Annotated in this window: 16 protein-coding genes; 11 read left to right on the top strand and 5 right to left on the bottom strand. The window is 59.7% G+C overall.

Annotated features, from left to right (window positions below):
- Window positions 1–2 precede the first annotated feature (2 nt).
- Complete coding sequence (locus KHO33_RS18070; protein ID WP_200560928.1) at window positions 3–3,539, bottom strand: ABC transporter ATP-binding protein; 3,537 nt, start codon at window positions 3,537–3,539, stop codon at window positions 3–5.
- A 115-nt stretch (window positions 3,540–3,654) separates the two neighbouring features.
- Between KHO33_RS18070 and KHO33_RS18065 the strand changes: the two genes are divergently transcribed.
- The 4 genes from KHO33_RS18065 (at window position 3,655) to KHO33_RS18050 (ending at window position 6,210) form a co-directional block, all read left to right on the top strand.
- The gene (locus tag KHO33_RS18065) at window positions 3,655–4,545 is read left to right on the top strand and encodes a LysR family transcriptional regulator (protein WP_200561615.1); all 891 of its coding nucleotides are present in this window, start codon (window positions 3,655–3,657) and stop codon (window positions 4,543–4,545) included.
- 155 nt (window positions 4,546–4,700) lie between these two features.
- A complete protein-coding gene (locus KHO33_RS18060; RefSeq protein WP_054033826.1) occupies window positions 4,701–5,108 on the top strand; it encodes an ACT domain-containing protein in 408 nt (135 codons plus the stop codon).
- Window positions 5,109–5,254: 146 nt separating this feature from the next.
- The gene (locus KHO33_RS18055) at window positions 5,255–5,506 is read left to right on the top strand and encodes a hypothetical protein (RefSeq protein WP_054033825.1); all 252 of its coding nucleotides are present in this window, start codon (window positions 5,255–5,257) and stop codon (window positions 5,504–5,506) included.
- Between the two features lie 194 nt (window positions 5,507–5,700).
- On the top strand, window positions 5,701–6,210 hold the full coding sequence (locus tag KHO33_RS18050; RefSeq protein WP_054033822.1) for a hypothetical protein: 510 nt from the start codon (window positions 5,701–5,703) through the stop codon (window positions 6,208–6,210).
- Window positions 6,211–6,471: 261 nt separating this feature from the next.
- Here KHO33_RS18050 and KHO33_RS18045 read toward each other — a convergent pair whose 3' ends face one another.
- Both KHO33_RS18045 and KHO33_RS18040 read right to left on the bottom strand, forming a co-directional pair.
- A complete protein-coding gene (locus KHO33_RS18045) occupies window positions 6,472–7,323 on the bottom strand; it encodes a GNAT family N-acetyltransferase (RefSeq protein ID WP_054033820.1) in 852 nt (283 codons plus the stop codon).
- A gap of 372 nt (window positions 7,324–7,695) precedes the next feature.
- Window positions 7,696–8,670, bottom strand: a complete 975-nt coding sequence (locus KHO33_RS18040; protein WP_054033818.1) for an alpha/beta hydrolase family protein — start codon at window positions 8,668–8,670, stop codon at window positions 7,696–7,698.
- Between the two features lie 72 nt (window positions 8,671–8,742).
- On the opposite strand from KHO33_RS18040, the gene KHO33_RS42925 reads away from it, so the two are divergent.
- Complete coding sequence (locus tag KHO33_RS42925) at window positions 8,743–8,994, top strand: VOC family protein (protein ID WP_407946184.1); 252 nt, start codon at window positions 8,743–8,745, stop codon at window positions 8,992–8,994.
- Between the two features lie 72 nt (window positions 8,995–9,066).
- Here the strand turns inward: KHO33_RS42925 and KHO33_RS18035 are convergent, their stop codons facing one another.
- Together KHO33_RS18035 and KHO33_RS18030 are read right to left on the bottom strand one after the other, a co-directional pair.
- Window positions 9,067–9,774, bottom strand: coding sequence for a hypothetical protein (locus KHO33_RS18035; RefSeq protein ID WP_093636684.1), 708 nt, complete (start codon window positions 9,772–9,774; stop codon window positions 9,067–9,069).
- 310 nt (window positions 9,775–10,084) lie between these two features.
- Complete coding sequence (locus KHO33_RS18030) at window positions 10,085–10,939, bottom strand: class II glutamine amidotransferase (RefSeq protein WP_128575980.1); 855 nt, start codon at window positions 10,937–10,939, stop codon at window positions 10,085–10,087.
- Window positions 10,940–11,252: 313 nt separating this feature from the next.
- On the opposite strand from KHO33_RS18030, the gene KHO33_RS18025 reads away from it, so the two are divergent.
- The 6 genes from KHO33_RS18025 to KHO33_RS18000 all read left to right on the top strand — a co-directional run bounded on the left by KHO33_RS18025 (window position 11,253) and on the right by KHO33_RS18000 (window position 16,799).
- Entirely contained in the window at window positions 11,253–12,353 is a 1,101-nt protein-coding gene (locus KHO33_RS18025) for a porin (RefSeq protein ID WP_234475210.1), read from the top strand.
- A gap of 79 nt (window positions 12,354–12,432) precedes the next feature.
- Complete coding sequence (locus KHO33_RS18020) at window positions 12,433–14,010, top strand: ABC transporter substrate-binding protein (protein WP_200560927.1); 1,578 nt, start codon at window positions 12,433–12,435, stop codon at window positions 14,008–14,010.
- A gap of 341 nt (window positions 14,011–14,351) precedes the next feature.
- A complete protein-coding gene (locus tag KHO33_RS18015; protein ID WP_200560925.1) occupies window positions 14,352–15,101 on the top strand; it encodes a nicotinamidase in 750 nt (249 codons plus the stop codon).
- 96 nt (window positions 15,102–15,197) lie between these two features.
- Window positions 15,198–15,593, top strand: coding sequence for a nuclear transport factor 2 family protein (locus KHO33_RS18010; RefSeq protein WP_054033810.1), 396 nt, complete (start codon window positions 15,198–15,200; stop codon window positions 15,591–15,593).
- Window positions 15,594–15,746: 153 nt separating this feature from the next.
- Window positions 15,747–16,157 (top strand): ASCH domain-containing protein, encoded by a 411-nt coding sequence (locus tag KHO33_RS18005; protein ID WP_234475211.1) that lies wholly within the window; start codon window positions 15,747–15,749, stop codon window positions 16,155–16,157.
- 45 nt (window positions 16,158–16,202) lie between these two features.
- Entirely contained in the window at window positions 16,203–16,799 is a 597-nt protein-coding gene (locus KHO33_RS18000; RefSeq protein ID WP_200560922.1) for a GNAT family N-acetyltransferase, read from the top strand.
- The last annotated feature ends 127 nt before the right edge of the window (window positions 16,800–16,926 follow it).

Raw genomic sequence — 16,926 nt, 5'->3', positions numbered from 1 at the left:
CGCTACGCGGCAACCACGCCGGACTGATGTGCAACGAGGCGCGCATAGACTCCTCCGGCACTCAACAACTCGTCATGCGAGCCCGCCTCGATGACACGCCCGGCATCCATGACCAGAATCGTGTCGGCATTCTGAATCGTTGACAGACGGTGCGCGATGATGATCGAGGTGCGCTCCGTCATCAATTCGTCGAGCGCGGCGCGGATCTGTTGCTCGCTGATCGTGTCGAGATGCGAGGTCGCTTCATCCATGATCAGGATCGGCGCATCCTTGAGGAAGGCGCGTGCAATCGCCACCCGCTGACGCTGCCCGCCTGACAACTGCACGCCACGCTCGCCCACCCGAGTGGCGAGGCCGTCCGGCAAACGGTCGACGAACTCGCTCAGCGCCGCCCGGTCCAGGGCGCGGCGGACATCCGCGTCGGACACGTCGCGACCGGCGAGACGGATGTTTGCCTCCAGCGTGTCGTTGAATAGGTAGGTATCCTGTGCGACCAGCGCGATATGGTTGCGCAGGTCGGCGAGGCGCAGTTGGCGCAAATCGATGCCACCCAGCTTGATCGCGCCTTGCTGCGGATCCCAGAAGCGCAGCAGAAGATTGGCGACCGTCGACTTGCCCGCGCCCGAGGCGCCGACCAGCGCCACAGTGCTGCCGGGACGCACGGCAAAGCTCACCCGGTCCAACGCCTGGGCGCTGCGGCCCGGGTAGGCGAAGCTCACCGAATGGATCTGCACTTGCGGATTCGCGGGCACCGGCAGGTCGCCATCGGTCACTGGCTCGGCCTCCGCTTCGACGACATGCAACCGGCGCGTGGAGGCGATCGTATCGGCCAACTGGCGGGCCACCTGGCCAATCTCCGCAACGGGCATGAAGGCGGCGACGGCGACCAGCACCAGCAACGGCAGCCATTCGTGAGCAAACCAGCCGCGCGAGGCGAGCACCGCGCCCAGTAAGGCGACCGCAAGCCCCCCCAGGCCGGTCGCCACCTCGAGGGCGGCGCTCTGCCGCGACAGGTCGTCCAGCAGCGCCGAGCGCTGCTTCTGGTAAGCCGCTATATCGGCGAGGAATACGGCGCGGCGTCGCCCCGTTGCCTGGAAGGCGGCGAGTTCGGCGAGGCCCTGGATCGTCTCCGTGAGATGCGCGCCAAGCTGCCCCAATGCAGCGCGTGCGAGGCCGCCGAGACGGTCGATCTTGCTGCGTGCGAACACCGGCGTCAGACCGGCCCAGGCGAGGAAGGGCAGCAGCACCAGCGCGAGCGGCCAGGCCGCCCATGCCAGCAGCGCCAGCACGCTGGCGGGAATCAGCACCGCGACGAAAGCCGGGGCCACGGTATGCGCGTAGAAATACTCGACCGTCTCCACGTCCTGGGTGGCCAGCGCCACCAGGTCGCCGGAACGGCGGCGCAGCAGATAGGCAGGCGCGAGACGCTCGAGCTTGGCGAACAGGGCGATGCGCATTTCCGCCAGCAGGCGGTAAGCCATGTCATGGGCGAGCCAGGATTCCAGCCAGTGCAGCGTTGCCGCGACCGGGGCCGCGCACAACAGCCCGACGATCAACCCCAGGACCGGCCGTCCCGAGGCGACGCCGGCAACGATGAGCGCGCCCAGCACGCCGACTCCGATGAAGCTCAGCACCCGGCCGATGCCGCACAGCACGGTCAGCGTCAGCTTCATTGGCCATGGCCTGACGAAGCGCAACAAGGTGCGCAATGTATCGCCCCAGCCGATCGCGGCGGCGTCTTCGGAGAGCGGCCGCACTTGCGGCCCCGACGACACCGCCGCGGCGCGCGCCGGTTCGATTACCGCCGGGCGTTCGCCTGCCGCGGCGACCTGCGGTCCCATCAGGCGGCGATACGCGCCCGCACGGACGATCAATTCGGCATGCGTGCCGCTCTCGACCACGCGCCCCTGTTCCAGCACGAGGATCCGGTCGGCGCCGATTACGCTCGACAGGCGGTGTGCCAGGATCAAGGTGGTGCGGCCTCGCATCAACCGGTCCAGCGCTTGCTGGATGACCGCTTCGTTCTCGGCATCGACGGCAGAGAGCGCTTCGTCCAGCACGAGGATTGGCGCGTCGCGCAGCAGTGCGCGGGCAATCGCGATGCGCTGACGCTGGCCGCCGGAGAGCGTGGCGCCCCGCTCGCCGATACGCGTCGCGTAACCATCGGGCAGCGCGCTAATGAAGTCGTGGATGTTGGCCGCGCCGGCCGCGGCGACCATGTCGGCGTCGCTGGCGTCGTGCCGGCCGAGCCGCAGATTGTCGGCGATCGTGCCGTCGAACAGCGTGGTGTCCTGCGCGACGATCGCGATCATGCCGCGCACCTGATCGGGGTCGAGCGTGCGGATATCGTGACCGCCAATGTTGATCGAACCGGCCTGCGCATCGTGCTGCCGCAACAGCAGGCGCAGGATGGTCGATTTCCCTGCGCCGCTCGGCCCGACGATCCCCACCGTCTCACCGGCGGCAATCTCAAAGCTCAACCCGGCATGGGCGTCCGCGCGGCGGCCCGGATAGGCAAAACCTACGCTATCGAATGCGATACTCGGCGTCAGATCCGGCACGTGCGCCGCGCCTCCGGCCGGGGCGTCGCTGCGGGCTTCCAGCAGTGTATGGATGGCATTCGCCGCCGACTGGCCGATCATGCCCTGATGCAGCACCGAGCGCAGATCGCGCAACGGCCGAAAGATCTCGGTGCCGGCCATCAGGATGATCAACAAGGCCTCCAGGCTCATTTCGCCGTGCTGCACCCGCCAGGCGCCCACCGCAATCGCGGCCGCGGCTCCGAGCCCTGTGCCGAGGTCGGTGAAGAAGCGCGTTAGCAGACCCAGCGCGAGGACCCAGAAGGTGCTGCCGGACAAGGCTCTCGCACGTTCGGCAAGCTTGCGCGCGAAGGCGTCGCTCTGGCCGAAGGCCTTGAGCGTCGGCAGACCCTGCACCGCGTCGAGGAACTCTTCGCCGAACGCCTTGAACGCGGCCGCGCGGGCGATCGCCGCGTGCTTGTCGGCGTTGTGGACCAGCATCGGCAGCGCGAGCGTCGCGAGCGCGGCGACCAACAGCACCCCGGCGGTCGGCACGTCCCACCATGCCAGCACGGCGAAGATCACCACCGGCGCGCAGGCGGCGATGATGAGCTGTGGCACGTAGGCGCCGAAGAAGGTCTGCAACTGCTCCACGCCGTCGATGACGGCGAGCATCACGCCGCCGGTCCGCTCGGCGCCGAACCAGGCGGGGCCAAGTTCGGCGATGCGGTCGAACAGGCGCGCGCGCAACACCGACTGAACGCGCCCGGCCGTGCCCTGCGCGAGGACGACCCGGCGATGGTCGAGTGCGGCCCGCAGCAGCATGCAAGCGACCGTGCCGGCTGCGGCAAGCGCAATCTGCTGCGGCGGCGCGCCTTCGAACGCCAGCGCGAGAACCCGACCGAGGAACACGAAGCGCAGAACGCCGAAGCCCATGGCGATCAGGCCCAGGGCTACTGCGCCGGCAACGCGCAGCCGCAGCCCCGCCATCATCACCCATAGCCTGCTGTCGAAATACATTCCTGCCTCCGGTCGGATTAGTGCCATATCGGCGTTATGCGACGTTACCTCGCGCGACAGGGACAAGCAAAAGATGGTTTTTCAAGGGGTGTTGAATATCCTACAATACCTCCCTATGTCCGATATCCCTCCACTCACAGCGTTGCGCGCCTTCGAGGCGGCGGTGCGGCTCGGCGGCTTCGCCCGCGCGGCGGCCGAGTTGAATGTCTCAACCAGCGCAGTGAGCCATCAGATCCGCGGGCTGGAAGAGTCGCTGGGCGCGCGCCTGCTGGAGCGCAGCACGGGCCTCGGCGGCATTCGCCTGACACCGGCGGGGGCCAGCCTGTTGCCGGCGGCGAGCGGCGCGCTGTCGCTGCTGGAAGAGGCCTGTGCGCAGATCAAAGGCGTCGCCAGACGGCTGACCGTGTCGGCAAATGTGCCGTTCTCGACGATGTGGCTCGCTCGCCGTCTTGCCGAGTTTTCCGCCAGCCATCCGGACACACCATTGAACGCCATCATTCAGGATGGCGAACCAGATTTCGCTGGACACGCCATCGACCTCGCCGTCGTGCACGTACCTGAACGCGCGCTGCGTCCGGATGACGTCGTCCTTTTGCGGGAGGATGTGTTTCCGGTGTGCAGTCCTGAGCTGCATCCATTCGCATCCAAGGCGGTTTGTCGTTGTCGCCTGCTTCAGGAGGTGCACGAGAATGCCCCTGAAATCGATTGGCGCAGCTGGTCGGGGGAGTTCGGTCTGCCGGACGATTTTGAAACGAAGATCGTCCGCTATAGCAGCTTCAGCCAGGTGATTGGTGCGGCAGTCGGAGGCGCTGGACTTGCGCTCGGACGCTCGCCGCTGATTGACCCGGAGCTGCGCAGTGGGCGTCTGGTACGCCTCTTTCCTGTTCTGTCCCGACCGGCTTCCTGGCGCTTCGTGTTGCGTCGCGGGCCAACGCGCAGGCATCGAATGCTTGATACCTTGATCGAGTTTCTTCGCGCGGAGGCGACAGCGCACGGCGATGTTTAATCGGTACGCGCAGGTGGTGCGCTGCCCGAGACACCGCGTTGCGTGATGTCCTGACACAATCAATCGCCTGAATCTTTGTCCGGCTCGGTTTAAACGACGCTCCCTAAGCTAAACGAAGCCCGAATGGCCCAGAACAATGCCGCACAGGAGATTACATGAACCCAGTTTCCGATCTTTCTGTTTTACTGAAAACCTTGGAGCCGGCGCTTAACCCGGGCGTGTTTGTGTTTGCTTCAGTCAAGAACGGTCATGCCATTGACCCAGCCGTCATCGTGGCGTCAATCCGGGAGCCGGAGGGCTTGTCGGTCATTATGAGTGAGACAGACGCGGCGATCAGCGGCTTGAATCCGTTGTTCAAGTGTGCCTGGATTACGTTGACCGTGAATTCAGCCTTGGAGGCGGTCGGATTGACCGCAGCATTCGCCACTGCATTGGGGCGTTCCGGCATCAGTTGTAACGTGGTAGCGGGCGCATACCACGATCATATTTTTGTTCCTCTCGAATCGGCACAGACGGCGATGCGTGTACTTCAGCAATTGCAGAAGGATGGCGGCATCGCGTAACAGCTAGCACATGGTGTTCAGTTTGTTCGAATAGAGAATCAAGAAGGTCACCGATAGACGCAAAGCGGTCAGGAAGGGATACTCGACCTAAACACATGGATCGTTGACGATTGATATCGTGTTAGAACGAAGCAACGGAGCGTGTGATGAACAACTCGAAGAAGTTCGCTCTCATTGCCGTGGTATTCACGGCATTCGGTCTGTATAAACTGTTTGTGGTCTTTCAAGACATGCAAACTGGTTGCATCCAGTTCCAAACTCATCAGACATGCAGCTACGAAAATGCGGAGAATTTTCAAGGCTTGCTCGATCTCGAACTGATGTTCGCATGCGGTTGGGCTGCGGGTGCGGTGGTCTGTTGGATGGTCGCTGCACAGGCGAAAAAGAAGGAGCGTTAACTGCCTTTAGCAGCTTGGCTGCCGGCAATACAGGAGGAAGGGCCTATGTCATAAGCCCCTTGTCTACGTTTGGCCCATCCGTTGGATATCGTGCCTTGAGGGCGCCCCATAGACTGGTCTCGTCCCGGGTGGTCCGGGGTGCATTGGGCCGCATGTTGCCCAATGCTTCACGTATGTCGATTGGGGCTCATATCATGTCAGAAATCCAACTCTTCGCATCGCGCAACGACTACTACAGTTCGCAAACCGAGGCCGGCGACCGCAGAATTCTTCGCCGTTATGGCTGGTGTGCGGCGGCCAGCGTGCTGTGGACGAAGAACGCGCTCGATCCTGCTGTCGCACCTAAGGACTCCAATCCGGACAAGTTGCGCACAGGCATCTTGCAAGTGAAGTACCGCTGGAACGTGGGAACCGAACGAGAGGCGACGCTCGACCTCCTGCAGCAGGCAGATCTGCAGGGTGCTCAGGTGGGCGATCAGGTGTCGCTCACGGCATTGTTCGGAATCGTCTTGGCCACACCAGGGGTGTACCTGATCACCAACGATACCCACGTGATGGCGGTGGACACGCGCGTCGGGCGGCTGGACTTCTACGACATCGAGGAGGGTCTGTTCCAATATGGCAGCACGGCTGAATTGGAACAGGGCATAAGGGCACGTTATCAGGATCCGCGTTGGGACGTTTACAGCGTCGCGCATCACTGAGTCGCCGGGAAACTCAAGCGGCCGTCACTTTTGTGTCGGCCTCTGCGCTTGCCTCAAATTTCTGTGGCTTATGTGCGCACCGGGAGCGCTCGGCCACAAGCTGCTGATCGATTGTCTCGTTCAATCGAAACCGCGGCAACCATGCAGAGGACCCGTCGTCGCGTCTTCCTGTGGCACTACCCGGCGGAGCTTACTATCGCCTCCTGCTGTTGGAGTCTCACCGACAATTGGGCCAGACGCTCAACGGCTGATGCAAAAGAATCATTGAAATACAGCCGGGGAGAACCGCTTAACAAGCGTTACTTTTGTATAAGCAAGGCTAAACCCGGCCCGTTCAGTATTGCGAGCGCTAGTGTTGTAAGGTCGAGCGGTAATGCTCGCCATTGCGCAGCCCGCTTGCTGTGCTGCGGCCAGTCTCGCCCGGATTAGTGCGAGTTGAATTCCGCGACCACGATGGGCAGGATGCGTGCTGGCAATGTAGAGATGCGCGATTTTTCCCACGGGAGTTTCAATGACGCTCATGCCTCCGGTGCCCGCGAGAGAGCCGTTTAGCTTTGCTGCAAACAACGTAGTATCTGTTCTCGCAACGGCGATCTTCGCAAGTGCTTCAAGCAGGATTGGCGATCGACGTACCGCCTGTATTTCAAACCCTGCAATCGAATGTGCCACAAAGACGTCCTCGACGACGGCGCGATCGGTCACGATCTCGATCCCGTCAGGCGGCCGTGCTGTGAGATCCTCATCCAGAAGCATCCGGACGTAGGTGTTACTGAATGCATTGGCCGCGTATCCACGCGCTGTCAGCACGGCGAGCGCAGTGTCATCTGCATGCGGGCAGAGATCGATCTCTACATCGAGCGCCCGCCCGCTATAAGCAGTTTCAAGCCGCTCAACAGCGTCCGCGCTGACCGGCGTACCCATACCAAGTCCCGTGACGTGATTCAGCTTTCTCCCGAAGACATTTTCAGTCAGCGCTGCAATACCTCCGCAAACCTCGAGCGTACGGATGTCCTTACGCTTCGTGAGTCCACGGTAAGTTTCGACTTGCAGCGCCAAATGCCGGGCCTCGGCATTCTCTAGTGCAAAGGCAACTTCAGGGCCGGTCAGAATCATGGAAATCACATTGGGACGTTTCGAAACCCAGAAATTTATCACCAATGCCGCACCAGCTTGACGGTCTTTTCTGACTGGATGATCTTCTGCGCAATCTCTCAAGATACCTTGCCGAGCGCCGTAGAGGATGATTAGACGCGCTTGCGTGTTCGAGCGCGGTTACGTGATTTTGGTCTGCACATATCCCTAATCAATAACCATGAAATATTGGCGAAGACGGAATGTTTCATTCATGCGCTGGACAACCGTATCGTTTGGCATGGTGCCGATGCAAATCCAGAGCCGTCAGCCAACCGCTGACGCGAATCTCGAAGGGCGACGGTCGATGACCTCATGACTCGCGGTGTCGGCACACGAAAGACGAGAAGTTTTCTATCGCAGCCTTGCCTGGAAAAACTGCACCACATCGGTGTTGAATTGTTCATGGAACGCCGCGCGGTCGAAGCCCGGCAGGCTGTCGCAGACTTCTGGCTTCTTCCGGGACAGACTCGCGTCACAGGGCGGCAGGAAGTCGTAATGGCCTGCGTTGGCGACCACGTGATACTCGGGCGTTCGGGGCAGGTCGGCGCGTACGGCCTCATCGTAGTACGGGTGCGGCTGATGACGATCCTCGGCGGCGCGCCAGAGCTGGATCGGAGCGCGCACGCTGCTTAGCCCAGCGCGGCCGAACGCGAAGCCGAACGCGGGCGCGGCGATGACCACAGCCTTGATGCGCGAGTCATGGACCCAGGCGCTTGCGGGAACATCCGCGCCGACATGCGGATCGACGCCGGCATGCTTCAGAGCAGCGCACAGATCATGATCAGCGTGTGCCTCGCAATATGGGGCGATCTCCGACAGGTCCGGGACCCCGCCTGCGGCCACGAGCACGGTGAAGCCGCCGTTGGAAAAGCCGAACGCGCCAATGCGGGCCGCGTCCAGCCGCCCGCGCCAACGCCACTCGTCGAGCATGTAGTCAACCAGCCGGCGAAGCTGGGCGGGACGGCGCCACAACTGCAAGACGCCGCTCTGGTCATCGAAAGTGTCGCCAGTGTGACTGACCGCCGCCACCACGAAGCCCGCGTGAGCCAAGGCGAGAGCCGTGTCGTAATGGCCGCCGTACCATCCTGCGCCGCCATGCGACATCACCACCAGCGGCAGTTGTTGGCCGATGATCGGAGCATCCGGCGCCACAGTCTGGGTGAAGTTGCCCAAGGCGTGCGGTGTCGCCGGCGCGTTAGTCGGGTACCAGATTCCGGCAGTTAGCGGCGGCTCGGCACCATTGGTTATCTTGACCTCCTCGAAGCCGACATCGGCGGCGAGGGCAGGCGCGGCAACAAGGGCCAAAAGGATGGCGATCATGGCCATCAATCTCACAGTCGTCTCCTTTGTTGTCGTCGCTCAGGCCGAATCCAGATGCAGATCGAGCTACGATAACTCATTCTGAAGAAGGACAAAGCTGAACTGCATCTGTCGCAGAACAAGAACCATAAAGCATCGCTAAATAACGTAGCCCACCTCATGGTCGAAGACGCAACTGTCCTTTATGAGCACTGCACGACCCACAACGTTCGGATCATCAAGGCCTTGCGCGATGCTGAGTTCGAGCTCAGGTGTTTCGTACTGGCAGATCCTGATGGGAATCGCATCGATATTGGCCAGGTTCTCCCAAACCCCGGGGGCACGGCCTGATCGCTGCGGATGAACGCATGACTGGTGGAAAAGCGGTGGATGCGCGATTGACGTGACGACGTCGATCGCGCATTACGCCTGCACGTCGATCAACACACCGAGCGGCCGCCATTGAACCCCCTTCGTCTCGTCTGACAATCCGTCGAGCACCGCAACTAGCGAGACTTTCGCGTTCGCATCCTGCGCGAGCGTCGTGACGTGATCCCGTAACGCCTGATTCAATTGTCCGATTGCGGCTGTCATCGGGTCGCCTGACTCTGTGACGGCGCTCGGTGTGTTTTCGAAATCGTCGATATCGAAATCCCATTCGTCCGTATCGTTATCGTCGTCGCTTACTACCGTGCGGGACGTCTTCGCCAGATCGGCAATCTGAGCGCCGAGATCGCGATAGCCGCTTACGGCCGAACTGGATGGCTGGATATCTGTTGCGGGGGAAAGCGCGTCTTTCGTTTCCTTACCCGACGTGCTCAGGCCGTTAGCCACGGCAATTGACCGCTGCAGCTCGAGCGCCTGATAGAGCGCCGCGACCAGTGACGTGCTCGAGGCACTCACACGCCTGTGCAACAAGGCGTCGGAGTCGTCGTTGGTGCTGTCGCTGATGGCTAAGCCCGTTGATGCATCGATGCCGAGCCGCGTCAACGTCTGCTTGAGTGCTGTTATCAGTGCATCGTTGCTGCGGTCGGACGTGCTGGCTGTCGACGATGCATCCTTTGATGGAGGAGGCTCGGGTGGTGGCGGTGTGGTGACTGACGTGTTCGTGTTGATCGGATCAGGCGACATGGGCTGACGCTTCCTTTGTCCCGCGCTTGGCGAGACGGTCGAAAATCGAATGCACGGTAGCGACGTGCAATCGAGTTATCGGGACCATCGCGCGAGACTTGATGTTTTGTAAGTGCGCGAAAGGAAGCCAGCCGTGCTTGTCCAGAGCAATAGAGTGATAGAAGAGCTTATACCCAAAAATAAGGCGCCTGTCCCAGCCAATGTCACCTTCGTGTTCCTGGCGTCTCGATCAAGAATCCCTTGCGTTAGTCGAAGGTGGTCGGCGCGACGCTGAAGTGCTGGTCGACAGCTTCCAGGGCGCAACGCCAAATCATCCCATCGAGACAACCGGTGTGCCCGATGTCTCGGAAGGTGCATATCGCGCGGTAGCAAGTACCTGAGGCGGCACAGGGACGTGTGCGCGTCTGACCAGGGATCCTGCGCGAAACATGAGCAGATCGCCCGGCTGGCACGTGGTCCATGCTTCATCGGTGAGTGGTGTCGTCGCGATCACTGCCGTGTAGTCTTCCGAGGTCGCATAAGCGGAGAAGTCGACCGACATATCGGCATCGACGAGTCTCGCGCTTGAGAACGGCCAGCGACGCATCACGTAGGCCAGTCGCGTGGAGCAGTAGGCAAACTGCGATTGTCCGTTCGACAGCAGGAAGTTGAAAATTCCATACTGATTCAGGTTGCGAGTGATGTCCTCTATTACGTCGAACAGTTCGTCTGGCGTGGTATCCCGATCGACGCCACGCTTGTGGATCACATTCATGATCGTGCAAAAGGCCGTTTCGCTATCGGTTGTTCCCACCGGCGCGTAGGGACCGGACACCCACCAGTTTCGCTCCCGCAGGTCACCGTTATGTGCGAACACCCATTGCTGTCCGTTATGTTCGCGCATGAAGGGATGACAATTCTCGGCACTGGCGCCACCTTGCGTCGCTTTCCGGATGTGCGCGATGACATTGCGCGATTTGATCGGATAACGCTTCACAAATTCGGCCATGGGCGAACGGCAGGCAGGTTTGTCGTCGATGAATAAGCGGCATGCCCGCTCCTCATAAAACGCGATTCCCCATCCATCCACATGGTGATCGGTCAGGCCGCCTCGCGCCGCAAATCCCGTGAATGAAAAGGTCACATCGGTCGGCTCAGCACAACTGAGAGCAAGGAGTTGGCACATGGGTAAAGTTATGTAATCGGCGGTAAGAATTAACTATTGCATTCGAAACGATAAACGAATGCTACCTTTCCTAATTAGTCTTCAAAATAGAACGTTATTTCAAATTGATCTATTTGAACGAAGGGTTTTAGTTTTTTCTTCTCCCGGCCCCGCGATACAGTGATTCCCGTTCCCCGATGGACGGGAATGCAGCTCCGAACCCGGTGTGCAGCGCATTGCGGCATCACGCGGGTTCCGGTCTGGCTTCTATGGGATCCACACAAAAATATCGCACATGAAATCAAGATTCTTTTTCGGGTTTGGAGTTTTAGGGATGACTGCGATGCTGGCAACATCGGCGGCGCGAGCGGACAACAGCGTGACGCTCTATGGGCGGATGGACAACGGGGTGAGCTATATAACGGACACGGGTGGGCAACACCAATACAAGATGGACAGCGGTGTTGTGTACAGCAACTACTGGGGGTTGCGCGGTACGGAAGACCTTGGTGGCGGCACACAGGCCGTATTCGACCTTCGCTCTGGCTTTCGTGTGACTGATGGTAGTTCGAAGCCCAGCAGCGGCTATATGTTCGGCAAAACTGCACTGGTGGGATTGAGCAACTGGCTCGGCACGCTGACGCTCGGCAGGCAATACGACTTCATCAACGACTACACGTCTCGCTATAACATCAGTCAGGACGGCGACGGCTATGCGATTCACCTCGGCGACCTCGACCGCATGAGCGGCGACACAATGATCAACTCGGTCAAGTTCGCAAGCAAGAGTTTCAACGGTCTGAGCGCGGGCGCGATGTATTCGTTCAGCAATACGGCCGGCAGTTTCCATACAGGTTCAGCGTGGAGTGCCGGCGTGCTTTACACCGCCGGCGCGTTCAGTGCGGCAGCGGCATACTCGCAGCTGAACAGCACGACAATCGATCCGTACAACGCGCTCGGCCTGTCGTCATTCCTGGGCACCACGACCGCCAGGGTCAGCAGTTCGACCGGTCAGCTCACGTCGCTGTATTCGAGCACCGGACTGACTGTGAGCCACCTCGATACGGGCGGGATCGGCGCAAGCTACAGCTTCGACAAGCTCACGATCAAGGCCAACACGACCCTGACCAAGATCACGTCGGCCGATGGCAATGTGTCGTCTTTCATGCACGTGTACGAAGCTGGCGGCGCGTATCAGCTCTCGCCTGCGTTGGCGCTCCGCTCGGGCTACCAGTACACGACCTTCGAGCATCACCACTGGAACGAACTGTCGGTCGGTCTCTACGAGAGTCTGTCGAAGAGTACGCGAATCTACACGTCGGCGGGCTACCTCCGCGCATCGAGCGGCGTGAATGCGGTGATCGGCTATGCATTCACCCCGTCGAGCACGCAGACACAAGCCAACGTGCGCGTTGGTATCGCCCACAACTTCTGAACTTCTGAGTGACCCTGTGCTGGACACCGGCCGTGGCACGCGTGCCGCGGCCGGGATCAAGTCAAACGAGAAACATCCAATGAAACTGCGATTCGCCGCTATTGCGTTACTCATGGTTTTACCGCTTGCGAGTGCCTTTGCGAAGCCGTTGGTCGTCTGCACCGAAGCCAGTCCGGAAGGATTCGACCCGGTGCGTTACAGCACGCTGACCATCACGAATGCGTCTGCCGACGTTATTTTCAACGGGCTCGTCACGTACGACGATGCCACCGGCACCGTGCAGCCAGCGCTCGCGCAGAGTTGGGACGTCAGTCAGTCCGGCGCGGTCTATACGTTCCATTTGCGTCCCAACGTCCATTTCCAGACGACCGATTACTTCAAACCGACCCGGACGTTCGATGCCGACGACGTAATCGCCACGTTCGACCGCATGCTGAATCCGGACAACGCATGGCGCAAGGCGTTGCCGACCGTGGTGATGCCGAACGTACAGTCGATGCAGATCACGAAGCTGATCAAGTCGGTCGACAAGGTCGACCCGCTGACGGTCCGCATCGGTCTCAATCATCCGGACGCCACCTTGCTGCCGATCCTGACGATGAGTTTCGCCTCGATCTATTCGAGCGAATATCTTGCGCAACTGCTAAAGACTAACGCGATCGCAGACCTGAACGCCAAGCCGGTATCGACGGGTCCGTTCGTTCTCAAGAGCTATCGTCCGGACGCGACGATCCGCTACACGGTGAACCCAGACTACTGGGGGCCGAAGCCCAAGGTCGATGGACTGATCTACGCGATTACGCCCGATCCGACCGTGCGAGCTCAACGGGTCAAGGCCGGCGAATGCGATATCGCTCTCGCGCCGAAGCCGGACGACATTGCATCGGCGCGCCGGGACCCGTCGTTGAAAGTACTCGACGTGCCCGGTTTCATGACGGCGTTCGTCGCGCTCAATACGCAGCGTCACGGTCTCGATAGTCAGGTGGTGCGCCGCGCGATCAATCTGGCCTTCGATCGCGATACGTACGTGAAGACGTTGTTCGGCACCAGCGCAGTTCCCGCGACGGATCCGTATCCCAGCAGCACGGAGGCGAAGACCGGCTATGCGTACGATCCAGCGCTCGCGAAAAAGCTGCTGGCCCAGGCGGGCATGGCGAATGGATTGAGCCTGACGATCTGGACCCGCTCGACCGGCAGCACGCTCAATCCGAATCCGAAGGTGGGCGCCGAACTGCTTCAGGCTGACCTCACCAAGGTAGGCATCGACGCACGGATCAAGACCCTGGAGTGGGGCGAGTTGCTTCATGAAATCAAGCAGGGGCAATATGACCTGCTGTTCATGGGATGGGCCGGCGACAACGGCGATCCGGATAACTTCCTGTCGCCGCTATTCTCATGTGACGCTGTGAAGGGCGGTACCAACTTCCAGCGTTACTGCGATGCGTCGCTAGATGCGTCGATCGCGAGCGGGAAAGCTACCAGCACCGCGTCGGTTCGCGCGCAGGACTACGACCGTGCCGTGAAGATCGCGCACGATCAGGCGCTCTGGATTCCGCTTGCGCATCCGCTGGTGGCCGCGATCACGCGTCCGAACATCGATGGCTATCACGTCAGTGCGTTCGGCCGTGTGAACTTCGGAGCCGTGTCGATTCGGTAACAGCGTCCGGAAAACCTTCCCATATCGCTCTTTCACCGGATGACGGTCGTGCAGTTGCACGACCGTTACTGGAGACTTGCGCGCGTTTTCTCTGCGCCACGCCATCCGTATGCGCAAACCTTGATGGCCGCCGCGCCCAGGCTCGATTTTTCTGCCTCGCAGGAGCCGCGGCATCGAGATTGCCGGAATAGTCGGCAAATTCCCCGGACATCAAACCATTTAGCGAATTTTTGTGCGATTATTTATGCGGTGGCTTTCAGCAAGACAGGTGCCTCGAGACACAGTATGAAATAAATTTGGCGCCTCTATGATTGTGGCTTCAATCGAAAAGGGGATTTGCCGTGGGAGAAAACCGTCGTAGGGCACTCATCAAGTCGACCGCCGCGCTCGGTCTGGTTCATCTTTGTGGCCTTGGAAGCCTGAGCGCTTTGGCAGCGTCGGCTGCATCAGGCAAACACATCACGCCCGGCAGCAAATCCGCATTGATCGTCGTGGACGTGCAAAATTGTTTCATCGATGGCGGAACGCTGCCGGTGAAAGGCGGCGCCGAAGTCTTGCCACTTATCAACGAGTTGGCTGGCAAGTTCGAGAACATTGTCATTACGCAGGACTGGCACACGCCGGGACACGCGTCGTTCGCCAGTTCCCATCCTGGTAAGAAGCCGTTCGAGACGGCCCAGTTGTCGTACGGTACACAGGTCTTGTGGCCGGATCATTGCGTGCAAGGCACCGACGACGCCGCGCTCGACAAGGACCTTAAGCTGCCAACTGCGCAAGTCATCATACGCAAGGGCTTTCACAAGGACATGGACAGCTATTCCGCGTTTGAGGAAGCCGATCACAAGACAGAAACCGGCCTCTCGGGTTATCTGAAGCAGCGGCATATCGACACCGTGTTTGTGACCGGACTGGCGACTGACTTCTGCGTTGCATGGACAGCTATGGACGCCCGCAAGGCAGGGTTCAAAGCTTATGTCATCGAAGACGCAACGCGTCCGATTGACCTCAACGGCTCACTTGCGGCTGCGCGAAAAAACATGGATCGCGTGGGCGTAAAGCGGATTCAGTCAAAGGATATCTTGTCGACGTGAGTGGGCGGCTCGGATCACTGCCGTGGATATCGACTGGCCGAGCCGTTGAAGATCAACCTCCGAAATTCTTTTACTTTGGGCCAACACGGAAGATCTATGACAGCAGTTGTTGCTGATATCACGGCGCTGGTCCATGAATTTTGGACACTGATGGGTTCAAACGACTTTGAGTCAGTACAGTCAGTGCTAGGTGAGCAGTTCATCCTGGAGTGGCCACAGTCGAACGAGCGCATCAGGGGCGCGACCCGCTTTGCACAAATGAACTCGGAGTATCCGGCGCAAGGACCGTGGCGCTTCACGGTGAACAGAATCGTCGCCAACACTACACAGGAAGCGGTATCCGATGTGACCATTACCGATGGTGCCTTGACGGCGCGAGCCATATCATTCTTCCTGGTCGAGTCTGGAAAGATTACTAAAATTGTCGAATATTGGCCCGAGCCATATGCTGCGCCGGCCAATAGAGCGCATCTTGTTGAGCCTATCGACTAAGAAGCAGGATTTTCGGCTAGATCACCGGCGCCATGGGAGATTCCACCGTTCGCCCCGCGCATCTCGACATGCCGATTCGAACAGGTACCTGGAGACCTATCAGGAACTCCTCCCGTTATTTCGTGCGCAGCTTCAACTGTGATGTGATGCGTGATGAACAGAAGAAAGAGACTGACCTTTTGGGGGGCTGACGAAAACGACGATAGTCTTCCGCGCGCCGTCATGGACGGGCGCAAGACGGTCACTGCCGACACGGTCGCAGATTATTACAAACCATACGGAGAATATGGCGACGGCAGCTACGCGCCGGGCGACATTATCGAAGTCTACGATTTGAAGAAGCGGCTTCGCTGCATCATTAGGGCAACAAAGGTATATACGATCGAATTCCGGAACATCCCGGAAGAAGTCTGGCGTGGCGAAACATTCTCCAGTGCGGAAGAATTCCGGGAGTGCCATATCAGGTGCATGCCACACGTAGACCTGCATGACCATTTCGAACTGGTGACGCTGCATTTCGAATTGGTCGAGGTCGCCGCTCGTGAAGTCATATCGACTTCTTGAAGTATTCTGGTGGATCAAACTCTATAACCGGTACTGAGGATAGCGATGCTTTCTGGAATGGAGCCAATACTGTTCGAAGTGGAAGGCTATCGTGCCATCGAACTTGTTGATGACGACATCCCGATTATTCAAACATTTTTGGAGAACAATCCGGAATACTTCCTGTCGGCAGAAGGTTGTCCACCGACAGATAGTCAAGCCAAGGAGGAGTTCGAAAGTGAACTGCCGGAGGAATGGGCATTCACTAGCAAGCATGCGATTGGGTTTGTCGACGCGAGTGAAGAGGTGACCGGGTTTGCCACGATCGTTTCGGACCTCTTCACCGGCGGTGTGTGGCATATAGGATTGTTGATCGTGTCAACTGACAAACACGGCCAAGTTGTAGCCCGTGACTTGTACGAAGGCCTTGAGCATTGGCTGAAGGCGTCAGGAGCGAAGTGGTTGCGCCTTGGCGTCATTGCCGGCAATACGCGCGTGGAACGCTTTTGGGAGCGGAATGGCTACCTTGAAACGCGCCGCCGGTATGGCGTCGTGATGAGAGATGCCATCCAGACCGTCCGGGTCATGGTCAAGCCGCTGGGCGAAGCCGGACTAGGCGAATATCTGAATCTTGTTAGTCGGGATCACCCCGACGCCTCGTAGTAAACGGTCGATGCCCCTTGCGATTACCCACAATTTTTGGCGAGCTCGAAGCCGAGCTGGATATCGGTGAGTCTTCGAAGGCCTCGCCAGATCACGGTGTTGCCGGGAGGAGGATCATTGGCTCGCG

The sequence above is a fragment of the Paraburkholderia nemoris genome, from assembly GCF_905221015.1.
GTDB classification, from domain to species: domain Bacteria; phylum Pseudomonadota; class Gammaproteobacteria; order Burkholderiales; family Burkholderiaceae; genus Paraburkholderia; species Paraburkholderia nemoris.
This window is presented reverse-complemented; position numbering and strand designations above follow the sequence as displayed.